The sequence below is a fragment of the Kordiimonas laminariae genome, from assembly GCF_023008165.1.
Classification (GTDB): Bacteria; Pseudomonadota; Alphaproteobacteria; order Sphingomonadales; family Kordiimonadaceae; genus Kordiimonas; species Kordiimonas laminariae.
Genome location: NZ_JAKQZA010000008.1, coordinates 115,373 through 135,915 on the forward strand (window position 1 = coordinate 115,373; position 20,543 = coordinate 135,915).

Here is a 20,543-nt window from a genome sequence, read left to right on the forward strand (position 1 = left end):
CGCCCACGAACGGCACTTTCTGCGGGGACCACCCCTTTCTGCATTTCGGTTCCCGCAGATCCCTTTTTATTGAGGCTTCAGATGAGCGAAACAAAAGTCATCTCTGTTAAACCAGCCGAATATGGCCGACCTAATTCCATCGAGGATGCCTCCAACAAATACCTCATACATCCACTTTCAGAGCTGGTAGTGGAGATAGGGTTATTGTTGAAACTCAGCCCCAATATTATTTCCTTCATGGGTATGGGATGTGGTTTTCTTGCAGCCTACCTTTACTACTATCTACCGCAAACGCCTTATGTGATTGGCGGTTTCCTCGCCATGATCGGCTGGCATGTTTTTGATGGTGCAGACGGCAAACTAGCACGCGCCACAGGGAAAACGAGTGCTTTTGGGCGTATCATCGACGGTATCTGTGATCATGTTGTATTTAGTGTGGTATATATCTCCCTCGCCCTCCATCTCGTAGAAACGGGATATTCCACCAATGTCTGGTGGCTGGTAATTGGGGCTGGAATTTCCCATGCAGTACAGGCTGCAGGGTATGAAGAACGTCGCCAAAAATACCAACGGCGAATAGAAGGCCTTCACCGCACATCAGTGCAAGAAAAACTCCTTCACATAAATGGGGAAAAATCATTCCTCGCTTCGTTCTACGACAAAGCCCAAAAACTTGTTGCCGGAGCTGACCACGGGCTTGACTGCAAACTACTGGAACTCGGCGAAACTCAGTGGGGTAAAGGTGTTGCGGGCGCTGTCATCATGCGCACTATCCCCATGGTGAAAGCCTGGGCTTTACTGAATGCAAATAACCGTACGCTGCTTATTTTTATCTTCGCCTTTATGGGCCAACCCGCACTTTATTTCGCAGTGGAGCTGATCTTATTCAACATCATCATGGCAACATTGATGATCGCTGAATGGCAGCAAGAAAAAACCCTGATCGAATATACCAATACCTTCACTGATCCTTCAGCATGAGCGCACTAGAAGATATTCAGGATATCCTCAGAGGCGCTCTGGCATCTCTTGGTGGGTTTGGTGGCCGTGTGATTGCCCGGCTTATCTTGATGCTGCTTGCAGGCCAATTATACGGTGCTGAAGCGCTCGGTATTTTAGGGCAAGTTGCAGCGCTCACAGAAATCTTGGCTGCCACTGCTGTGATCGGATTGAAACGCAGCCTTCTAGATATTTTGAGCCAACCAGACAACGAAGATAAAACCTCAAAAATCATCAAAGAAGCTCTTATTTCCTCCCTTCTGCTTGCCAGCTTTATGTCCATAGTTTTTGGCGTGCTTTGGGGATATCTATTCACCGATATTGAACTGCCAATCCTGCTTCTTGCAGCAATCCCCGCAATTGTATTTGCGGAAGTGGCTGGCACAGCTATCCGCTTTCAACGCATTATCCGCTGGGAAGTAATCGCGCGCTGCATTTTTGAACCTTGGGCCTTCTTAGCATCAGCCACCCTCTTTTACTGGCTTTCGCCTTCAGAAACAGGCCTTCTTTCAGCATACGCTATATCAGCGCTGGCGGCTGCTTTTGGTATCGGTATTGGCTTGAGTAAAGCTTATAGCTTCAGCGCTATATTCCATACCCAAATCGAGATCAGATCACTTTATCAGATACCCCTGAAAAGCCTTCCAGTAGGTATTACAGATATTGGCATCATGATGTTCCGCCGCATTGATATTCTTTTGCTGTCGCTCGTTGCAGGCCACGGCGTAACAGGCATCTATTATATGGCGCAGCAAATTGTAACGGTGCCCCATAAAATCCACCAACTGTTTGAACCGATGATGGCTCCTGTGTTGGCGAAACTGCACCACGGCGCCAAACGAAAAGCCACTGGCAGAAAACTATCCGGGTTTTGCCGCTGGGTCTTGACACTTCAACTTGCCCTTACCGTTCCGTTTATTCTGTTCTCAAGCGAATTGATGGCTGTCTTTGGAGAACAATTTTATGTTGGTGGTTTGGTGCTGAGCCTGCTGCTCATTGCAGAACTGTTTGATGGCAGCTTCGCTCTCGGAGAAACAGCTCTCGTTTATGCAGCACCACGCACACCGCCAAAACTGATTTTGATAGCACTTATGATAGAAACCACTGCCATCATCTCATTCTCATATTTTTGGGGAGCAGAGGGCGCAGCATTTGGATTTATGATTGCCATGGTCAGCCTAGCAGGGATGCGCCTATGGAAGCTGAAATCAAAACTGGATATCACAATTTTAAGCAGCAACTTTTTAAAACCACTCACTGGGGCGTTCTTCATTGCTGCTATCTTTGGCTTTATGAAACAAGAGACTGCGATTTATAATCCTGATTACTTTGGCATATATATTTTCGCAGCCGTTGCTCTCTATCTGGGGGTAATTCGCCTTACATCCCTAACGGCAGAAGACAAAACTATCTGGAAGCGATTAAGGGCTGGTTAGAATTAAGCCACTTGGTGGCCATTTCGTGCATTTCAGGGCTATCAACATCAATCCAGAAATGGCTTGAAACATCCACTGTAACCGCTCTGTTTTCCTTAGCCAGTTCCAGCATTCCACCTGAGATGGAATAATCATTCTGGTCCCTGCCACTTTTCTCAATCGCTTCGAACAGTGCCTGGCCCGCGTGGAAGACACCTGTATCAAAAGCATTATAGAGAGGGATTTCCTTCCCGATATTTGTAATATAACGGCCCTTGGTGCACACCTTGGTTACATCTTCCAAATCTACATACGGGTTATTTAATTTACCATCCACCGCCAGTGCTATTTCATCCCGCTTTTTGCTCGCCGAAAGCAGCTGTTCAATAAGGGCAGGCTCAAGGAAATGATCACACATAGAAAGCACAAAACTTTCTGAAAGCTTCTCCGCCGCTTTCAGGACAGACAGACCATTTGGATACATAAAATCAGGGTTATGGATGGTTTCAATATGCCAACCCGTGTCCTTTGAAAGACTTTCAAGAAAGGTTTCAAGAATTTCTGAATGATAGCCTGTTACAACAACCGCACGGCTCAAACCCGCAGCGAACGCACTTTCAAGTGCCCGTTCAATAAGCGGAATACCGCAAAGCTCAACAAGCGGCTTTAGATTGCCTTTGGCCCTGAGCCTTGTGCCCATTCCCGCGGCAACAATTAGCAGGTCTTTTGTCATTATAGTGTCCTTAACTGGTAGGGGATAGAAGGTGCAGGTTTCGCTGGTTTCTTCAGTTTCAGCAGTGCCGGCAGAAGCGCCCATGTAAGGAGCAGGCACATGGTGAAACCAATTATCGCCAACAGCCCCATAGAGCGAAGCCCGCCCATTGATGCCGTGATCAAACCACCGAATCCAAGAAGTGTCGTAAGCGTCGTGATACTGGACGCCTTGCCCGTCGTGGCCATGACTTCTGTGAGACTTGAGCCGCCCTCACGAAACCGCTCATAAATATGAATGCCATTATCAACCGAAATGCCGATGAGCGACGGGATAATCACCATGTTGATAATGGACAGTTGAATACCGGAGAATGCCATAACAGCCATGGTGAAAAGCAATCCAACAAGTGTCGGCAGCAGAATGATCAGGGTGCCACTCACAGAACGTACAAACATGAAAACAACGAGAAGGGTAATACTGCCCACAAGAAGCACGGCCTTCACTGCATCAGCCTTCATGAGCTGGAGCATCTCAACGAAAATAAAACTCTCGGATGCCGGATGATAGGTTTTTGCGTTCACTGTGAAGGAAGCCACATCATCATAAAACTGTGCCGCCAAGCGCGCGTCATCCATAGTTACGGAATTATAGATATACATCAGATATCCGGGCTTACTTTCGTCCCCCAGGAACACCCGGCGCATAGCGGGCGGCAGATCATCGACACCAAATGTATCAATCTGCAGGTATTTAGCTTTGTCTTCTACGCTTTCTGGTACAGGCCCGCTTTCTTCCAGCCTGCTCCACATACGTTTGATCACCTCAAGACGTTCCGCTTGCTCTGTACGGTCAGGCACAAAATTACGTACGCTTGTGAGCTTCGCAATTGTTGGTGTTTCCGTGTCCGCTTTGGCATATTCTTCAAAATAGGCCTCGATAGCTTTCACTTCATCAAGGTTTTCCACAACCAGAACAGCTCTGTCGTGCCCGCCTTTGAAGATATTTTTTGATTGAGTTACAGCCCACTGATGATCAGCTTTTTTAGCTGCCTCAAGGTTTTTGAAATTACGTTCAAAGCTTATTTGTGGTGCCAGATATCCCGCGATAACAACCATCGGCAACAAACAAAGAAATACCTTTCGGCTGTGCTTTCCGCCTAACCCCCAAAAAGCATTAGTGAAATTCTGTTTCTTCTTACGTGGTTGCCAGTTGATATAACGCTCAGAGAATGTAAGCAGTGCAGGAAACACTGTGTACATGGAAATATAAATCAGCAGGATACCGCTGCCAGCGATAAAGCCAAATTCTCGGAATGCCCGAAACTCTGTGAGCATAAGCGACAAGAACCCACTGGCTGTAGTGACAGCCGCAATCAAGGATGCTTTTCCAGTATGCCCAATCACCTCACCAAGGGTAGATATATGGGTTTCACCCTTTGCCCTTAGTTCTTCATAACGGCTGAAATTATGGATGCCGAAATCAATCCCCAACCCAAAAAGGATAAGTGCGAGGAAAATAGTGATCAGGTTCAAGCCCCCTACCACAACAGCTGTCAGGCCGATGGTCCAAATAATGCCAATCACAAGCGGCAGGATGATAAGAAAAACAGCAGATAATCTGCGGTAATAAATGAGCAACAACAACACAATTAAGGAGATAGAACTGCCGAGCCCGGTTCCCACATCCCCTATCACTGCATCATACTGAGCCACTTTGTTTCTGATACGCCCCGCGATGCCCACATGGATACCGCTATCCTCAGCATTCAAATCAAGCGCATCAATGATAGACACCACATCACTAATCATTTTCTTAGCTTCACCAAGCCCTTCAAAACCTGGCTTCGGCCAGATAACCAGCGCCTGTGTAAGCCCATCATCAGAGATAAATCGCTGTTCGGTTTCAATAGTCTGCTCTTCTTCAAATGGCGTTTCTTCGGTTACTTCGCTCGAAGCCTCAACTCCGCTCCCAACAAGCGTTATACTGATAGGAATGCCGGTTTTTTCCTTAAAAGCTCGTGCCGTTGAAGAAAGTATTTCTTCCTCAAGTGTGGTTTCCAGTTTCTCTAATTCAGGTACACTGAGCTGCAACAGCTTATGCCGTTCAAGCACCGAAATATCTTCAAAATACTGTACGCTTTCACTCCACAATAACGGCCGAGTAACCGCTTCAAGAATGAACAATACTTCTTGTACTTTTGCTTGGTCTTCACCACGCACTAACACTTGGATAGAAGCAAAACTGCCAGCCTTTTCCATAGCAGACTGGAGTGTTTTCACACTCGCTGCACCTTCCGGCATCAAGGCTTCAAGTTTGGTGGAAACCTTGAGGTTACCAATCTGCGTAAATGAGACCCACAGCAGAACAACAACTAGCAGCAACACCAATTTGTGCCGAACACAAATCAGCTCAGCCATTCTGTTGCTCAATAATGTCATTAGCCGCTACCTCAACTCATACAAACTTGCGTTTCAGAGTGAATAACGGAGCGAAAGTACCCTAACCTCCGAAATAAAATCACGGTAGGGGTTTCGATGTTCTACCCCAGCCCTCGACCTAACTATTACAAACGTAATATTATGCTTGACTCCATCTTTTACACGCGTAATATTACAAGCGTAATAGATAAGAGAAGTAGTAACTTATGACTAAAATCAGCGATGCAGAACAAATCATCATGGAAGCGCTTTGGAACAAAAGCCCTCTCACGGCCCATGAGGTGGTGGCTGAAATCGCCGAACCGAACGGTTGGAGTGACGCTACCGTTCGCACGCTGCTCAATCGCCTCCTGAAAAAAGAAGCTATTTCTGCTGAGCGTGTAAATCGGCAATATCTGTACCGACCACTTCTTGAATGTAATGCATTTGTGAAAACCGAAAGTCAGAAATTCCTTGGCAGGTTTTTTGATGGCAAATTGGCACCCTTTGTATCCCAGTTCGTTGGGGAAAATGGTCTGAAACAACAGGATATTGCTGATCTGAAGCAACTGCTCAAGGATATTGAAGATGCTGAATAGTGCCCTGGAAACACTTATTTCCTTCAGCGTGGTTTTATCAGTAGCAATCCTGCTGGTGCTGATGCTCAGAAAACAGGTGCGCCAGCATTTGGGGGCTTCAGCTGGTTATATGGTATGGGTAGCTGTGCCGTTTTCCCTGTTGATATACTTCCTGCCTTTTGCCGCACTGTTCATAGAGCAACAAGCTGCTTCACAACCGATCTATGCCGCATTTCTTCTGGAAGAAGTTGTTCCAATCCCTGTTGCGACATCAAACATACAGCAAACAGTTTCCAGTTTTTTCCCCAGCGGCATTGCTACGCCAGCAATAACACTATGGGTCTTAGGTTTCGTGTTATCAGCGGCTATTTTCGTTATCAGACAAAGGCGCCTGAAAACATTACTTTCACCAATCAAGAATTCAGGCAAAGGGTATTACCAATCAAATACAGAAGCCGTTGGCCCTGCACTTATCGGCCTGATCAAACCTAAAATCATCGTCCCACCACATTTTGAAACCCAATATAGCTCTGAGGAACAGCGGTTGATCCTTACTCATGAGCGGGTACACCAAAAACATAAAGACCCACTTGTTAATGGTATTACCGCCCTGCTCCAGCTTATCAACTGGTTTAATCCACTGATTCATTATGCAGCGGGGAAACTCTTTATAGATCAGGAACTGGCATGTGATGCAGCTGTACTTCGGCAATTCCCTGAGGCACGCAAACGGTATGCAAACACCCTTTTGCACGCCCACCGCGAACTTGTTCCAAACGCCCTCAACTGCTTTTGGTCGGGCCGGGAAAAACACCCATTTGTAGAACGTATTCAGGCTATTCAGCTGGAAGCTTTAAATGGCCCTAAAAAAGCAAACAACCTTCTAGCATTGGGCACAATTTCCATCGTTACTCTTGCCGCCGTCCTGCCAGACTGGAACAAGCAGTTACGACAAATAACGCCTTCCATCGCCACCTTCGCCTCCACAGACCAGCTGGCACTGATTTCAGCAGCTCAAAAAGGTGATACTATAGAAGCCGCAAAACTTCTTAAAAGCGGTGTAAATCCAAATATCAGTATTTCACCTTACGGCACACCGCTTATTATTGCTGCATCCCGTGGTGATACAAAAATGGCAGAAACTCTGATGGCTCACGGAGCTAAAGCTGACCTCTCCGCCAGAGGCAAGGGTTTTCCGCTTTTATCAGCCGTTGAAAGGGAAGATATTGCGCTGGTTGCCCAGCTTCTAAAGAACGGGGCAACAATTAACGCACTTGTACCTGAAATGGATGCCAGCCCGCTTGCAACAGCCGCGAAGATAGCTAATCCGGATATGGTTTCACTTCTTCTCGCCCATAAGGCTGATCCGAATATGCCTGTTGATGATGAAGGCTCTGCCCTGATAGCAGCAGTATCATCTGGTAAACTGGAAATCGTTGAAATGCTGGTACGCGCGGGGGCTAATACGAAAGCCGTTGGCCGCCTAGAAGAAAGTAATCATCAAGAACGCCATACCACCGCCCTAAAAGAAGCAAAACGCCAAAAGCGGAATGACATAGAGCGGTATTTGATCCAACTCGAATAACACACCGACTTTTCCCAACCAAAACCTCATCACCCAACACCTTCAAAGATTTCCTCTTTGAAGAAAGGAGACACTTATGCCGAATTCACTGAAACCCTTATTATTTGCATTCTTTGTGCTGCTGCTTTTAAACCCGTCTGTGCATGCTGACGAGCACATATCGTTTAAATATGAAACAGCAAAAATCACCTCTGAACACCTGCAAAAAGAAAAGCAAATCTATATCCATCTGCCACCTTCTTACTCAGAAGAGAAGAAGCGTGCTTACCCGGTTTTATACGTATTAAACCGTCCAGAAAACTTCCTGATTTCCAGCCAGATTGTGGATTTTCTCTCAAGCAAAGAAAATATCCCAGAAACTATTGTCGTCGGCATTCCGCATAGTGGTAACTCCCGTTTTGAATATAGTCCCTATGACAGCGATACTCGTAGAGGGGAAATGGATAGCTTTCACCGCTTTCTAAAGGAAGACATCTTCCCTTATATCAACAGCACTTATAGAATCGCACCGTCCAAAGCAATTGTCGGGCATTCCCTTGCCGGGCTTTTCGTGACAGATCTTTTCATTCATGAACCTGATCTTTTCAACAGCTTCATTGCTCTCAGCCCTTCTTATCATCATGGGAAGCCGGTACTTAAAGATATGCGTGCGTTTCTGACAACACATGAAACAAACGACAAAGTATTTTACGCAAGCCTGGGCAGCGATGAGTATTACCGGATAGAAAATGAATACTCGAAAATGCGTCAGATTTTTAACGAAACCAAACCTGAAGGACTACGCTGGAATATCGGCGATATTAGAAACGCCTCACACCGATCTCTCATTCTTCCAGGTCTCATTGATGCGCTGAGTTTCATCTATGAGGGCTATAATCTATCGATGCCTCAATTCAGGAAACAAGGCTATAACGGCATTATCGCTCACTATGCACAGCTTTCAAAAGAGCTTGGAATTATAGCCACACCATCAAAAGAGGACCTCGAAAGCCTACTGAGATATTTCAGTAATCCTGACCGTAAAAATGATCCAGATATTGCACCACACCTGAACGATTACATTGAAGATTTAAATCGGCTTTTGAAACACTTCTACAGCTAGACATTAAGGAGCTGCCTTTGCAGCTCCTTAATTTTAGGTTTTGCTAAAACAAACCCAACTTCTGCAAATTCATGGAAGCGGCATAAAAATTAGCAAGCGAGATACGCTGCACAAGGTGAGCTTTGAGCTCCTCAATTTGCGCGGTTGTAGCTCTTTCTTCCCGAATATTCAGCAAGAAGAAGTCACTGGCACCATTTTGAAAACGCATCTGTTCCGCGTCTGCAAGAAGCCTGGATTGTCTGGTTTCCTGTTTCGCAAGTTCAAGCATTTCCGCAGACACTTTAAGATCAAGCGTTACCCGTTTAAGCTCAAGTTGAATTTTATCCTGCACCATTCTGGTTTTCTGCCTTAGCGCCTTCCGTTTTGCTTTCGCAGCAGTTAGTTTGCCCTTAGCCTTTCTCTGGCCAAGCGAGATAGAAAACTGGAGGCCGACAACAGTATCTGTAGATGCGCGTGATGAACCACCTTCTGCAATAGAGCCAAAATCCCTTGATAGTTCGAGCGACAGATCCAGTTGCGGTGCAAGATCATTTTCCCGTAAATTCACAGTTTGATTAAGCCGTTCAATAGCAAGTTTTAACTGTTGTAGCTCCGGCCTGTTCTGAAGCAACTGACCAGGCCGTAAAATCAACGGAAAAACAACGCTTTCTTGCTGATCAAAAACAGTAACATCGGGCAGTTCATACGCTTCAGGCAATCGTGTAGTACCTTCCTTATTTCGAAGATAATAGCTAAGCATGATAGCCGAGGTCTGAAAGCGCTGTTTTGCTTCGGTTACCAATTTCTCACGGCGCGTAATATTTTGCCTGTTTTCCAGAATAAAGATATCAGCCACCGCGCCTTCTTTTACCTGAATTTCAAGGGCTTTCTGCCGCTCATTTGCAATCTGTAAAAGCTGCCGATAAACATCATACTGATGCCCCGTCACAACCCAGTTCCAATAGGCTTGGGTAGCCTGCTGCTGAATAATAATTTTCTGGAACAGGATATCGGTTTCAGCCTGCTTTTGAGCTAGAGCCGTATCCCGGATATTAAAACGGTTTTCATCAATATCCTTGTTCCGTAGAAGCGAAAAGAGCGTGCCCACTTTAAATTCACCAAGTGTATTGGTGAAATATTCATCTTCATAAATTGGAAACCGACCATCAGAGATACGGTACTTGCCGTAAACTTGTGCCCCGTAAACACCAATGTTTTGTTTGGCTTCAAGTTCAACGACAGACCCACTCCAGAAACCTGTTGCCCGACTGAAACCACTAGCGCCCAAATTTACATCAAATGCACCTTGGGCTGCCTGCGCGTAGCCTGCGGCTTCATTCTTTTCTGCAATTTCCATCAAGATTTCAGGTACATTCCGTACCGAGGAAGCCAAAACGTCTTCAAGCGTTAATGGTTTATCCTGAGCCGACGCCCCGAAAGACATATGCAGCACCGCTAGCATACCCGTTACAATGCTCAGTTTTTTAAGAACATAAAACATATCGGCGTGCCTTAAGGGGTGGATGTTTTGCGAAATTCAGGGGGAAAGTTATTGAGCTGCCGCCATACTTCATAGCCAACTGATACAGTTTCAAAGGTTACCCAACCACGGGCTTTTGAACCAAACCTCACGTAAGAGCTATCGGGCCAGGGGTGTGGGTCAGATTTATCTTCCTGCACCAATACCCTGAAGAGACCGTTTGGGTCCGCCGTTGGATCAATCGCTACAATTTCTCCACTAAAAATCCCCACAGCTGCTGAGGGCCAACCGCTAAACTGAATACTCGGCCACCCTTCAAACTGCAGGCGAACTTTATCTCCGATGCGCGCAAGCGCGATATCTCTGCCGTCGATGTAAAGGGCTACAGCCCGTTCTGCATTCGCTGGGATAAAAGTAGCCACCACATCACCAGCTTTTAAGAAGGTAGAGCTATCACCTGCATTTACTCTCAGGATCACACCGTCTCTCGGTGCACGAACAAATTGCACAGAACTACGAGACAGGGATACATCAAGCCTTGTTAGTTGGGCGGAAGCCTCAGCAACCTTGCTTTTCATATCCTCTACTCGAATACGCACAGCTTCAAAATCACGGCGAGAGGCCAAGCCTTCATTGAAAAGCTTTTCGGTACGAGCCAGATCCAGTTCTGCGGTTTTCATAGCGTTCTGGTTAGCTTCCAGTTTAAAGGCAACCTGTTGCCGCTCTGTTTGCAGACGTTCAAGGAAATTAGGATCATTATCCACAATCTGCAGGATAGGATCATTGGCTTTCACATAGCTGCCATCCTCTACAAACCATTTCTGAATGCGCCCGGAAACAAGTGCATTGATTTCCTGCACCCGGTCATTTGGGCTAAGGGCAATAATGCTGCCGCGGCCATAAGTGGTTTGTACCCACGGCATGAAAACCAAAAATAGAATAACTGCTATGAGACCGGTGGCTATCATAATTGCTACTGCTCTCATCACCTTTGGTGGCTGAATACTTTCAAGGGTTTTGAAATAGGCCTGCGTACGGTCTGTAGTCATGATGCCAACTCTTGTGTTTGGTTCTGAGGTTGGGAGCTGAAAGGGCGGTCCCGAAGCATAAAAAAATCCTCCGGTTTTTCGATGATCAGCTGCGTGTCTGACGCCATTAACATGAACTGATCAAAACCACAGGCTGAGATACGGTTACTGAAGTAGAGAATAGAAGCCCCCGTGTTCGCTTTTATAGCTGTAAGCGTGCGTTCAAGCACTGGTGCAGGTAGCGCATCAAACAACTGAGTAAGAACAAGCACTTGCGGTTCAGCAATCAGGGCAGCCGCCAATTTAAGCTTCAACACTTCTACAAGCGAAAGCGGCGCTCCCGTAAGTGAAAGCTGGGTATCCATACCATCAGAAAGGGATTGGATGGTGCTTTCAAGCCCTACTATTTTAATGGCCTCAAGTGGCTGTATAGTTTGCCCTTCATACTCAGCAGCTTTCAGGAAGTTTCTGATGGTACCAGGGATGAGAGTTGGTCGATCAAGGATCGTAATAAGTTGGCGTAGTTCATGCACTTCAATATCCAGCACATCCGTGCCAGTGAAGCTTACAATCCCGTGGTGGGGACGTTCATGGTGCTTCAGAAAATCTGTAAAAAGGCGCTGAACGGCAGCATTGGGAGCAGCACAGAAAATTGAAGCACCGGCTTTGATCTCCAGATTAAAGGTTACATGCTCATGCCGGGCAAAACCGCTGGCTTGTGCGAAGATCAGGTCTTTTGCGCCTTTGCGCGGAGTAAGCGTGCCAGCTGGAACCTCCTGCGGCACATCAAAAAAATGTGCCAGTTCTTCCGTTGCAGCTGTAAGATCATAAAAACTCGCAAGATAGTCACCCAGTTGGGAAATACCGTAAAATACTGCTGAAAGAATAAGCTCAGCTGCCACAAGCTGGCCGAGGGAAAGCTCACCATTAATCACCAGCCAGCCGCCAATACCAAGAAGCAGAGCGCTGGCCAGCGCATAAATCACCAGAAACGCCAGCGCCTGTGAAAAGGTATATTTAAAATGATGCTTGGTACTATTGATATAATCAGCCGTTTTCTTATCGCTCTGCTCAAGCGCACGTTCGATATGCTTGCGGGATTTATAATAGCCGTTAGATGCACCAAGGCTTTCAATCCAGCCTGCCACATTATGCTTGGTGTGGGAAAGCGCTACTGCACTCAGCATCGCACGATTACCCCAAACACCCCATACCGCCCAAATAAGCAGCACAAGCCCGATATTAAATCCCAGAAACAACGGGTGATAAAGGGATACAATCGTAAACCCTACAAGAGCTTGCAGGATAATGGTGAAACCACCAATCAATAGATAAGGCACTGCCTTCTGCACCGTTACGATATCGAAATACCGATTAAAAAGCGTGTTTTTGCCTGCATCTGTAAAAAATGGGTTCTGGGCATATAAGGTTTTAAGGGTAATTTCTGCCACAAGGCGTGCATAAAACCGTCTGCCAAATAGCTCCATCAAGTGAATCCTGAGCGCATTCAACAACCCTGAAACCATCAAGAGCACAAACAGCGTGACTGAAAGCCCAATAAGCGGGGTTTTAAGGCCCGTGTTCGCAACGGTGTTGATCAACATCTGTACTGAAATCGGCACCGCCAACGTAAGCAGGCTGATACCGATACCGTAGATGATGGCAAGCCAATAGAACTGCTTTTCGTCCCGCAGCAAACTGCGGATAAAATGCCATAAATCAGAAACCGGCTTCTGCGGAGAAGCTGCGGATGATGGGTTTTGCATGGAAATTACCTAAAAAATGCCCTGCGCGTACTGAGGTAGGGGGTATGGTATGAAGTAGCACGCGCAGGGCTGGGGGAACTAAGAACAAAGAGCAAGAGAATATGAGACTTCAAGGGCTTTAATTCGAGCCTGTAATCTCCGGCGGGTTGCTTCAAGCGCCGATTTGTTCTCAGTGCCCGAAATGCCGCCTACGCCAGCATAAGCAAGCTTAGAGCACACAACAGAAAGCCGCGCCTTCATAGACAATAAAACAAGTTTATTTTGATCTTTTGTCGCTTTACTTTTCATTGTGTTTCTCTTTCTTTCTCTGCCGATACGATTGAAATGGGAAACCAAGTTGATTGTTCAACATAAATAAAATATGTTTTTTGATATAAAAAAACTATCAAAAGAAAGCAGCCCTGATGAATGCTATCACCCTGAAGCAGATGCAATATCTCGCGGCACTGGATGAAACCCGTAATTACAGAAAAGCAGCAGCTCTTTGCGGTATCAGCCAGCCTTCACTCAGCGTTCAACTCCAGAACTTGGAAACCGCTCTTGATGTAAGATTAGTAGAACGGAGCCGTAGTGGCGTGTTCTTCACCCCAGTGGGGCGGGAAGTGCTGGAGCGAGCAAAAGATATCCTGCTTCGTGTACAGGGATTACGGGATGTAGCAGAAGCTGGTAAACATGCGCTTGCAGGGACCATCAGGCTTGGCACAAAATCAACACTAGGCCCCTATATCCTACCAAAGGTCGTGCAGCGACTTCACAAAGATTACCCTGATCTAAAGCTTTATATTCGTGAAGTTGATCCCAGAGAAATGGAACGCGAACTGGCGGAAGGGGAGCATGATATTATTCTCGCTCAACTACCCATTCAGCATGAACAACTGGCCACCACAGAGCTATACCGTGAACATCTCCTTCTTGCACACGCACGGGATCACAGGTTCGCCAGCCAGAAAGAAGTGAGCCCGGCAGACCTGAAGGACGAGCTCGTACTCTCCCTAGATCAGCGCTATCATATGCACGAGCAGATCCGCTATCTATGTGATGATTTTGAAGCAGTTGTTTCTGGTGACTATCTTGGCACCAGCCTTGACGCGCTGAGACAAATGGTAGGGATGGGGATGGGAGTAACTTTCTTACCCGAGCTTTACGCCAAATCAGAAATCTCAGCGAACAGTGAAGTGATGGTAAGACCATTAAAGAACAAGCATATCTACCGCACCATTGGGCTTGTTTCCCGTAAAGATGTAGGCAAAGCCGATGCATACACCCGCATCGCTGATGTGATCAAAAACGTGGTGAAAGAAATACAGTAAGAATGGCGCGCGGGCCTTTTCATATTTCGAAACGATATTCACCTGAAGAACTGCGCGATTTATTCAATGCCCTATCAGACTGGGAAGACATTCTCAAATACATTGATTGGGATGCTTTAGAAGATCCCTCCCCTCAAAAACCGAAGGGGCCACGACCATGATTGTGGTTTCTAAAGCAAAACGCTCCGCTCCACTTTCCATACGCTTGAATGATGCTGAACGGGATGACCTGTTACGCCGTGCAAATGGTGAAGCGTTATCAAGCTATGTGAAGCGCTGTGTGTTTGGTAAGCGATCATTCTCTGGACGCATGTCACAGGAGCAAGTTGCTCTTCTGTTAGCAAAACTTGCTTCCTGTGGCCTTGCAGGTTCACTGAATGATTTATCTGAAGCTGCACAGCTTGGAGTACTCCCTGTAACATCTGATACCGAGCAAGCTTTAAGACAAGCTTGTGCTGATGTTGCAGATATGCGCCTCATGCTCTTACAGGGCTTGGGAAAGCGCTTATGATCTTAAAGGCTAGTCAGAGGGGTGGCGGGCGCGAGCTTGCCACCCATTTGATGAAAGAAGAAAACGAACATATTGAACTTCATGAAATGCGAGGCTTTATTGCTAATGACTTGCAAGGGGCATTTGATGAAGCACATGCCATATCCAAAGCCACCAAATGTAAGCAGTATCTGTTCTCTCTGTCTCTGAACCCACCCGCACATGAGCAGGTGGCAACACCTGCCTTTATCCGTGCTGCTGATAAAGTAGAAAAACATCTTGGTTTGGAAAACCAACCACGCGCTATTGTCTTTCATGAAAAAGAAGGCCGACGACATGCCCATGTAGTTTGGTCACGTATCGGTATTGAAGATGACAAGCTTAAGGCTGTTAATCTCCCCTTCTATAAACGCCGTCTGACAGAACTATCAAAAGAACTGTATCTGGAACATGGCTGGAAGCTTCCTGATGGGCACAGAGACCCAAGCTTACGTGATCCAACCAACTTTGGCCTTGTAGAGTGGCAACAGGCATTGCGGGCAGGTCGTGACCCACGAGAGATTAAACAGGTATTCCAATCTGCGTGGCAACATTCAGATAGTGCCAAGGCACTCAATGCTGCCTTATCAGAGCATGGCTTCATGCTAGCCAGAGGTGACAGACGCGGCTTCGTAGCCGTTGACTATCGTGGAGAAGTATATTCATTAACCAGATATGCTGGCGTAAAAACCAAAGAAGTTAAACAGCGTTTAGGTGATCCTGAAAAACTACCCTCAGTGGATGAAACCAAAGCCACATTCAAGAAGCGCATAACGCCAAACCTGAATAAGCTGATCAAGCAGCAAAAGCAAAACCACCGCGCTCAGAAAAGCATCCTTCAGGAAAAAGTATTCACTCTTGCTAAGCAACAGAAACTGACAAGACAAGCATTAGGTAAGCGCCAACAAAAAGAGCGGGAACTGTTCCAACATCACAACGCGGCCCAAACAAGAAGAGGCCTAGCTGGTGTATGGGATTTCTTGTCTGGAAAGACTGTTCAGCACAAAAAAGAAGCTCAATTCAAGGAATGGCAGCTAACTAAAGAACATCAGCTGGAAAAGGATAGCATTATCTTCAGTCAGCTTGAAGAAAGGCAGAAACTCTTGAAAGAGAATAGACGGGTGAACCTGAAGCAAAAAGAAGAGAAAAAACGATTGCACCTAGCTGTAACAAAAGTCATGGATTCAAAGGATAAAACCATGTCGAGACATCAAAAAAACTTATCCGAAAAACTTCATATCAAGTAACAATCAAATTTAAATCAAAGGTTTTTAATTTCTTTCTCAATAGATTTGTATTTATCCTTTATTTCGTCACCAAAATAAAAATCCAAGAGTTCCTTTTTCGTTAAAGTGCCCGTTGACAAAAACTGTTGTAAAAATTTCTGGTTAAACTCGGCTAGCAGCAAACTTTTTTCTAATTGCGCCAGTATTTTTTGGTTATTCTGGATATTGTTCATTACTAGTTTTTTTACAGAACATAAATCATCAATATCTTTGATAATCCTGTTAACAATGACAGTAAGTAAATCCTTATCCAACTCCACAGGTTGAGCTTTAATAGCTATATCTCTCGAGAGCATATATGCAATTGCAAGGTTCGTATAATCGCCTTTTTGAGAATCAACAATGGCGACAAAACCGATTGAAGGAATATACCTAACATTTTCAATATAACTGGAAATACTATTATCAACTCCAGATGCATCTAGAACAATAATACTAACCTGCCCTTCACGGTTTGCTTGAGCCTCTATTAATTGACTCCAAGCTGTATCGGCCTTGTTAGTGAAGACATCTTTAGATTTAATATCGCCGAGACGGATACTCTTATCAAATTTACATTCAATTATAATTTTTGTTTGTTCATTTCCGTCTAAATAACTAACGATATCTCCAGTTTTATTTTTCGGAATTATCCCTTCCGAATTTCCTGTAAGAACTATCTCATCTGAAAGCTTATTATCTTTACAATAAGCTTTCAGATATTGTGATATTTCTTCTTCGGCCTCTATTCCTTTAACAGCGGATTTAAAGAAAACTTCCTGCTTCAGATCAAACAGTATCTTTAAACTCTCAAGTTCTGTCCCTAATTCATTAGAGGTTCGTGCGAAAAAAGCAGATATGCGGTCTTCTATTAAAGCAAGTACACCGATGTAAATGGCTTTCAGTAGCTTATCGTCTCGTTCAGCTGCAGGTAAATTATTAAAGTACTCAAATACAATTGGGTGATCTAATTCAAAATCACTTATCTCAACTCTCTTTTTCTTCTGCGATAAAGAAACAATATTCATTCCATTTAAATCCTAGCGTACTCGTAACTGCCTTTGATATTATGCGCTAAATAGCTACCATGTGACGCAGCAGACATTAACTCACGATAAACGTGCTCCGGAACATTATAATATTGATACACACCGCCTTGCAAAAATTCCACCTCCAAGATCAAGCTATCACCATCATATCCAATAGAAGCTATATTACTTGAGTCAACAAACTCTCTATCCATGTTATTTCTCCTTTTCTGGTTTATAATATGGGTCTTGATTACGCCATGCCAAAGCAAGGTCATCATAATCTTCTTCTTTAAAACTTTGAGACCAAAGCAAAGCAACTTTAGGGTCAATGCTATCCGGAAAACGTCCTGCTTTTGGTAATTTGAAACGGCACCTTAGAGGTAACTTAGCACTTTCTCCCGAAATTATCGCTTCACCGGTTCTTAATACAGGCAAACTATCTACAATGCCCGATACACCATCTGACATTGCAGCTTTTACTCTGCTTCTATCTGCTTGGTTATTAATCCTAAGCGCAAAAAGAGTCCCACATTGTGAAAGAATTGTTTCATCAATTTCTGAAGGGCGTTGACTGACCAGCATAGACCCCAAGCCAAACTTTCTTCCCTCTTTCGCAATTCTGCGAACCATATTCTTAGCAAAACCAGAATTTTCATTTGATAGATACCTATGAGCCTCTTCAAGAACCAAAAGTAAAGGCCTTTGCTTCATCCCTTCCTTCAGCTGTCTTCCCCAAAGAGCGGCTTCAAAGATAATATCCAGTAAAGACCCCAACAATTGATCTAATCGCGATGAAGGAATTCCCGATAAATCCAAAATAGTCACCGGCTTGTCATGACCTATCCAACCTTCAAGTAATTTATCCAAATCAGCCTTAATTTCATTGTCTTTATCTGGTTCCCAATCACCTGGCTTAAGCAGAAAAGAATATTGTTGATCTAGTAACCTTGAACGAAATGACTCTAACGGTTTCTTTAGTCGATGATCTCCACCTTTGAATGGTGCTGAACTTCCAGCTCCTGGAGGCTTAAATTGAGGAGGTAGAATTTTCTCGCTATCTCCCTCATCTGTATAAGCGGGGATTGTCTTTTTACTGTCCTCCCAGACTACGGAGTCATCAAATTTAAGGTCGTACCACAACTTTTTTAACCTGAATGGTACTGGTGTTGTTGCTGTTACTCTATTTTGATCAATATTCTTAATAGACGCTCGAGATTGATTAGCATCAATAAAATCAAACTTATCTTCAACAATCTTGTCGATTATTAAATTTTTACTTTGCTCATTCAAATTGCCGCAAAGGAAATCAATCAAACTGTCCGGAGAGACACACCAATATGGAATGTATAAATTTTCTTCTCCATCTACCGGGTTAACTGAATATGTTTTAGCAATATCCCCAAGAGCGGAAGAATACTCTCCATGAATATCTATTAAGAGTACCCTAGACGATGGATATACGACTTCACCTTCATCGTTACATACAATGGATCGAAGCAAACTTGAAACACTAGTGGATTTTCCTGATCCTGTAGAACCTAATACAGCAGAATGTCGCGTTACTAATTTTTCAACATCAAGGCTAACGTTAATGCTGTCAGAACTCGACAGTTTCCCAACGACGACTTGCCCTTCATTTTTATTCCCGTAGATTAACTGGAGATCATCTTCTGTTACAATATGAGCGTCGTCGTTGATACTCGGATATTGACCTATACCTCTTTCAAATTCAGCACCAACAGCTTCACCAACTAGCTCAACCCTTATCCAACGCCTTTTGGTCGTTAAGGTTTTGTTTTCATCATCTACTGATGAGGTCTCACTCGTTTCAGAAATGATTCCATACAAACTATTATAACCTTGAGGTATCCTTACAAAACTACCAACCTGGCCAATTCTATGAGCTTTACCACCGATAATTAGTAAGCCAGATTCCAGTTGCGGTGCTAACTCTACGAGTATTGAAGAACCAGAAACGGAACTAACTGCACCTAGATAAGTTGGTTCTTGAGCCTTACTCACTGCTATCCCCCATCGACATATCTACATAAGTTTTGTCGCCTCCTGATTTAGCAAGAAAATGGCAAAGACTCTTAAAATCACCTAAATAAAAACCATCCTCATTCCAATATTCTTGACGGATTCTATCCCAGTTCTTACTTGGTTCCTCTCCCAACTTCCAGCGAGCTTTTACTCCATTTATGACAGCGCCATCTTGACAATAAACGCTCATATTGGGTCTTGTTAAAGCTAACTCAACAGCATGCTTCTCTTCACTCAAGCCTTTATATTGTAGAGCTATAATAGCTGAAGTTGAGTTTGCAGACATGCATTCACTTAACTTTGCAGATATGTGAGCGTCAGCAAAAGAAAACCCACTCGCTATCAAGAGAGTGTCTGGTTCCAACATAAAACTCTTCAATCGATCAAATAAGGATGTAAATGGTGCTGCTTGGGTTTGATCGTATTTGATATGAGAAGGATACACCATTATTTCTCCGTCCTCAGAAAAACTCCTAATCACCTCTCCAGAATCATTTTGTGACCAGCCAATAGAACCATGTAGTTTCCATAACCTAATCCAGTTAACTGGTAGATCGTTATTAGAGATACTAGATGGATCAAAAAAAGCGTTTTTTGCTCCAGCAAAACCATCAAAATACGGTGTTTTTGCTCTCTCCATTGCCTCTTCAAACAACAAATCATAATTCGTTGTGAAGATTTCGACAGGTTCTTTCCTAGTTATCCCGTTCACCCAAGAAACTAAATCTGAAAAAGGGTTACCCTCCTGCGGTAAACTAACTTCAACAATTTTTTTAATTTCAGCACAAATAGATTGAGATAGCTCTTTATATTCATGAGCATTCAAACCGTGTACTTTCGTCGTACCAATGACCTCAGCCAAGCCACGAATTCTAGATAAAACAAGTTCGATGTTGGCTTCACCCACCTCTTCTTCGATCAATTCGTAAGTCTCTCGCTTAGCTGCAGGTAGATGTTCTTTTACTTGAGACGTTAAACCTTCGATGTTTGGAATTAGTGGAGTATAACTGTCTGGACTACCGACATTAACGCTCACTGGTGCTCCAGCTCCGATTAATAGCCCTATTTTTTTTCGTCCATTTGTAATGATATGACGAAAATCAAACATGTATTGATCTGGATTATGTACAGTCGCATCCATTAAAGAAGCCCCCCAATCGTGAAATACCCTTCATGTTGCCCTTATCAAATAATCCTAAGCAACAAGGGAAAGACGAGACAATAAATCAACTTATTGAATAATTTTCAACTAAACAATACATATATGGTTGTATTAATGCACAGGTATATTTTAAAAAATC

General features: G+C 44.4%; 18 protein-coding genes. 8 read left to right on the forward strand and 10 right to left on the reverse strand.

The window, feature by feature from the left end:
* Window positions 1-81: 81 nt before the first annotated feature.
* Together MF542_RS15390 and MF542_RS15395 are read left to right on the forward strand one after the other, a co-directional pair.
* Window positions 82-981: a CDP-alcohol phosphatidyltransferase family protein gene (locus MF542_RS15390; protein WP_247021061.1), complete on the forward strand. Its 900-nt coding sequence runs from the start codon at window positions 82-84 to the stop codon at window positions 979-981.
* Window positions 978-2,435, forward strand: a complete 1,458-nt coding sequence (locus tag MF542_RS15395) for a lipopolysaccharide biosynthesis protein (protein ID WP_247021063.1) — start codon at window positions 978-980, stop codon at window positions 2,433-2,435. The genes MF542_RS15390 and MF542_RS15395 overlap by 4 nt, the downstream gene beginning before the upstream one ends.
* Here MF542_RS15395 and MF542_RS15400 read toward each other — a convergent pair.
* Window positions 2,407-3,147 carry a phosphocholine cytidylyltransferase family protein gene (locus MF542_RS15400; protein ID WP_247021065.1) on the reverse strand — a complete coding sequence of 247 codons (741 nt, stop codon included), beginning with the start codon at window positions 3,145-3,147 and terminating at the stop codon, window positions 2,407-2,409. The genes MF542_RS15395 and MF542_RS15400 overlap by 29 nt on opposite strands.
* Window positions 3,147-5,546 carry an efflux RND transporter permease subunit gene (locus MF542_RS15405; RefSeq protein WP_247021067.1) on the reverse strand — a complete coding sequence of 800 codons (2,400 nt, stop codon included), beginning with the start codon at window positions 5,544-5,546 and terminating at the stop codon, window positions 3,147-3,149. The genes MF542_RS15400 and MF542_RS15405 overlap by 1 nt, the downstream gene beginning before the upstream one ends.
* Before the next feature lie 227 nt (window positions 5,547-5,773).
* Here MF542_RS15405 and MF542_RS15410 point away from each other — a divergent pair, with 227 nt between their 5' ends.
* From MF542_RS15410 to MF542_RS15420, 3 genes are all read left to right on the forward strand, one after another.
* A complete protein-coding gene (locus MF542_RS15410; protein ID WP_247021069.1) occupies window positions 5,774-6,145 on the forward strand; it encodes a BlaI/MecI/CopY family transcriptional regulator in 372 nt (123 codons plus the stop codon).
* Window positions 6,135-7,709 (forward strand): M56 family metallopeptidase, encoded by a 1,575-nt coding sequence (locus tag MF542_RS15415; protein WP_247021070.1) that lies wholly within the window; start codon window positions 6,135-6,137, stop codon window positions 7,707-7,709. The genes MF542_RS15410 and MF542_RS15415 overlap by 11 nt, the downstream gene beginning before the upstream one ends.
* A 76-nt stretch (window positions 7,710-7,785) precedes the next feature.
* Window positions 7,786-8,811, forward strand: coding sequence for an alpha/beta hydrolase (locus MF542_RS15420; protein ID WP_247021072.1), 1,026 nt, complete (start codon window positions 7,786-7,788; stop codon window positions 8,809-8,811).
* Window positions 8,812-8,854: 43 nt separating this feature from the next.
* Here MF542_RS15420 and MF542_RS15425 read toward each other — a convergent pair whose 3' ends face one another.
* The 4 genes from MF542_RS15425 to MF542_RS15440 all read right to left on the reverse strand — a co-directional run bounded on the left by MF542_RS15425 (window position 8,855) and on the right by MF542_RS15440 (window position 13,352).
* Window positions 8,855-10,291, reverse strand: coding sequence for a TolC family protein (locus MF542_RS15425; protein WP_247021074.1), 1,437 nt, complete (start codon window positions 10,289-10,291; stop codon window positions 8,855-8,857).
* Window positions 10,292-10,302: 11 nt separating this feature from the next.
* Entirely contained in the window at window positions 10,303-11,319 is a 1,017-nt protein-coding gene (locus MF542_RS15430; protein WP_247021077.1) for an HlyD family secretion protein, read from the reverse strand.
* A complete protein-coding gene (locus MF542_RS15435) occupies window positions 11,316-13,064 on the reverse strand; it encodes an ATP-binding cassette domain-containing protein (RefSeq protein ID WP_247021078.1) in 1,749 nt (582 codons plus the stop codon). Before MF542_RS15435 ends, MF542_RS15430 begins: the two co-directional genes overlap by 4 nt.
* Window positions 13,065-13,142: 78 nt before the next feature.
* A complete protein-coding gene (locus MF542_RS15440; RefSeq protein ID WP_247021079.1) occupies window positions 13,143-13,352 on the reverse strand; it encodes a hypothetical protein in 210 nt (69 codons plus the stop codon).
* A 116-nt stretch (window positions 13,353-13,468) separates the two neighbouring features.
* On the opposite strand from MF542_RS15440, the gene MF542_RS15445 reads away from it, so the two are divergent.
* From MF542_RS15445 to MF542_RS15455, 3 genes are all read left to right on the forward strand, one after another.
* Window positions 13,469-14,374: a hydrogen peroxide-inducible genes activator gene (locus tag MF542_RS15445; protein WP_247021080.1), complete on the forward strand. Its 906-nt coding sequence runs from the start codon at window positions 13,469-13,471 to the stop codon at window positions 14,372-14,374.
* Window positions 14,375-14,531: 157 nt separating this feature from the next.
* The gene (locus MF542_RS15450) at window positions 14,532-14,885 is read left to right on the forward strand and encodes a hypothetical protein (protein ID WP_247021082.1); all 354 of its coding nucleotides are present in this window, start codon (window positions 14,532-14,534) and stop codon (window positions 14,883-14,885) included.
* Window positions 14,882-16,150, forward strand: coding sequence for a relaxase/mobilization nuclease domain-containing protein (locus tag MF542_RS15455; protein ID WP_247021088.1), 1,269 nt, complete (start codon window positions 14,882-14,884; stop codon window positions 16,148-16,150). Before MF542_RS15450 ends, MF542_RS15455 begins: the two co-directional genes overlap by 4 nt.
* 14 nt (window positions 16,151-16,164) lie before the next feature.
* Here the strand turns inward: MF542_RS15455 and MF542_RS15460 are convergent, their stop codons facing one another.
* The 4 genes from MF542_RS15460 to MF542_RS15475 are packed head-to-tail and all read right to left on the reverse strand — an operon-like array spanning window position 16,165 to window position 20,383.
* The gene (locus MF542_RS15460) at window positions 16,165-17,196 is read right to left on the reverse strand and encodes a hypothetical protein (RefSeq protein WP_247021090.1); all 1,032 of its coding nucleotides are present in this window, start codon (window positions 17,194-17,196) and stop codon (window positions 16,165-16,167) included.
* 5 nt (window positions 17,197-17,201) lie between these two features.
* The gene (locus MF542_RS15465; RefSeq protein WP_247021091.1) at window positions 17,202-17,411 is read right to left on the reverse strand and encodes a KTSC domain-containing protein; all 210 of its coding nucleotides are present in this window, start codon (window positions 17,409-17,411) and stop codon (window positions 17,202-17,204) included.
* 1 nt (window position 17,412) lies between these two features.
* Window positions 17,413-19,221: an ATP-binding protein gene (locus MF542_RS15470; RefSeq protein ID WP_247021093.1), complete on the reverse strand. Its 1,809-nt coding sequence runs from the start codon at window positions 19,219-19,221 to the stop codon at window positions 17,413-17,415.
* Entirely contained in the window at window positions 19,214-20,383 is a 1,170-nt protein-coding gene (locus MF542_RS15475; protein ID WP_247021095.1) for an SIR2 family protein, read from the reverse strand. The genes MF542_RS15470 and MF542_RS15475 overlap by 8 nt, the downstream gene beginning before the upstream one ends.
* Between the last annotated feature and the right edge of the window lie 160 nt (window positions 20,384-20,543).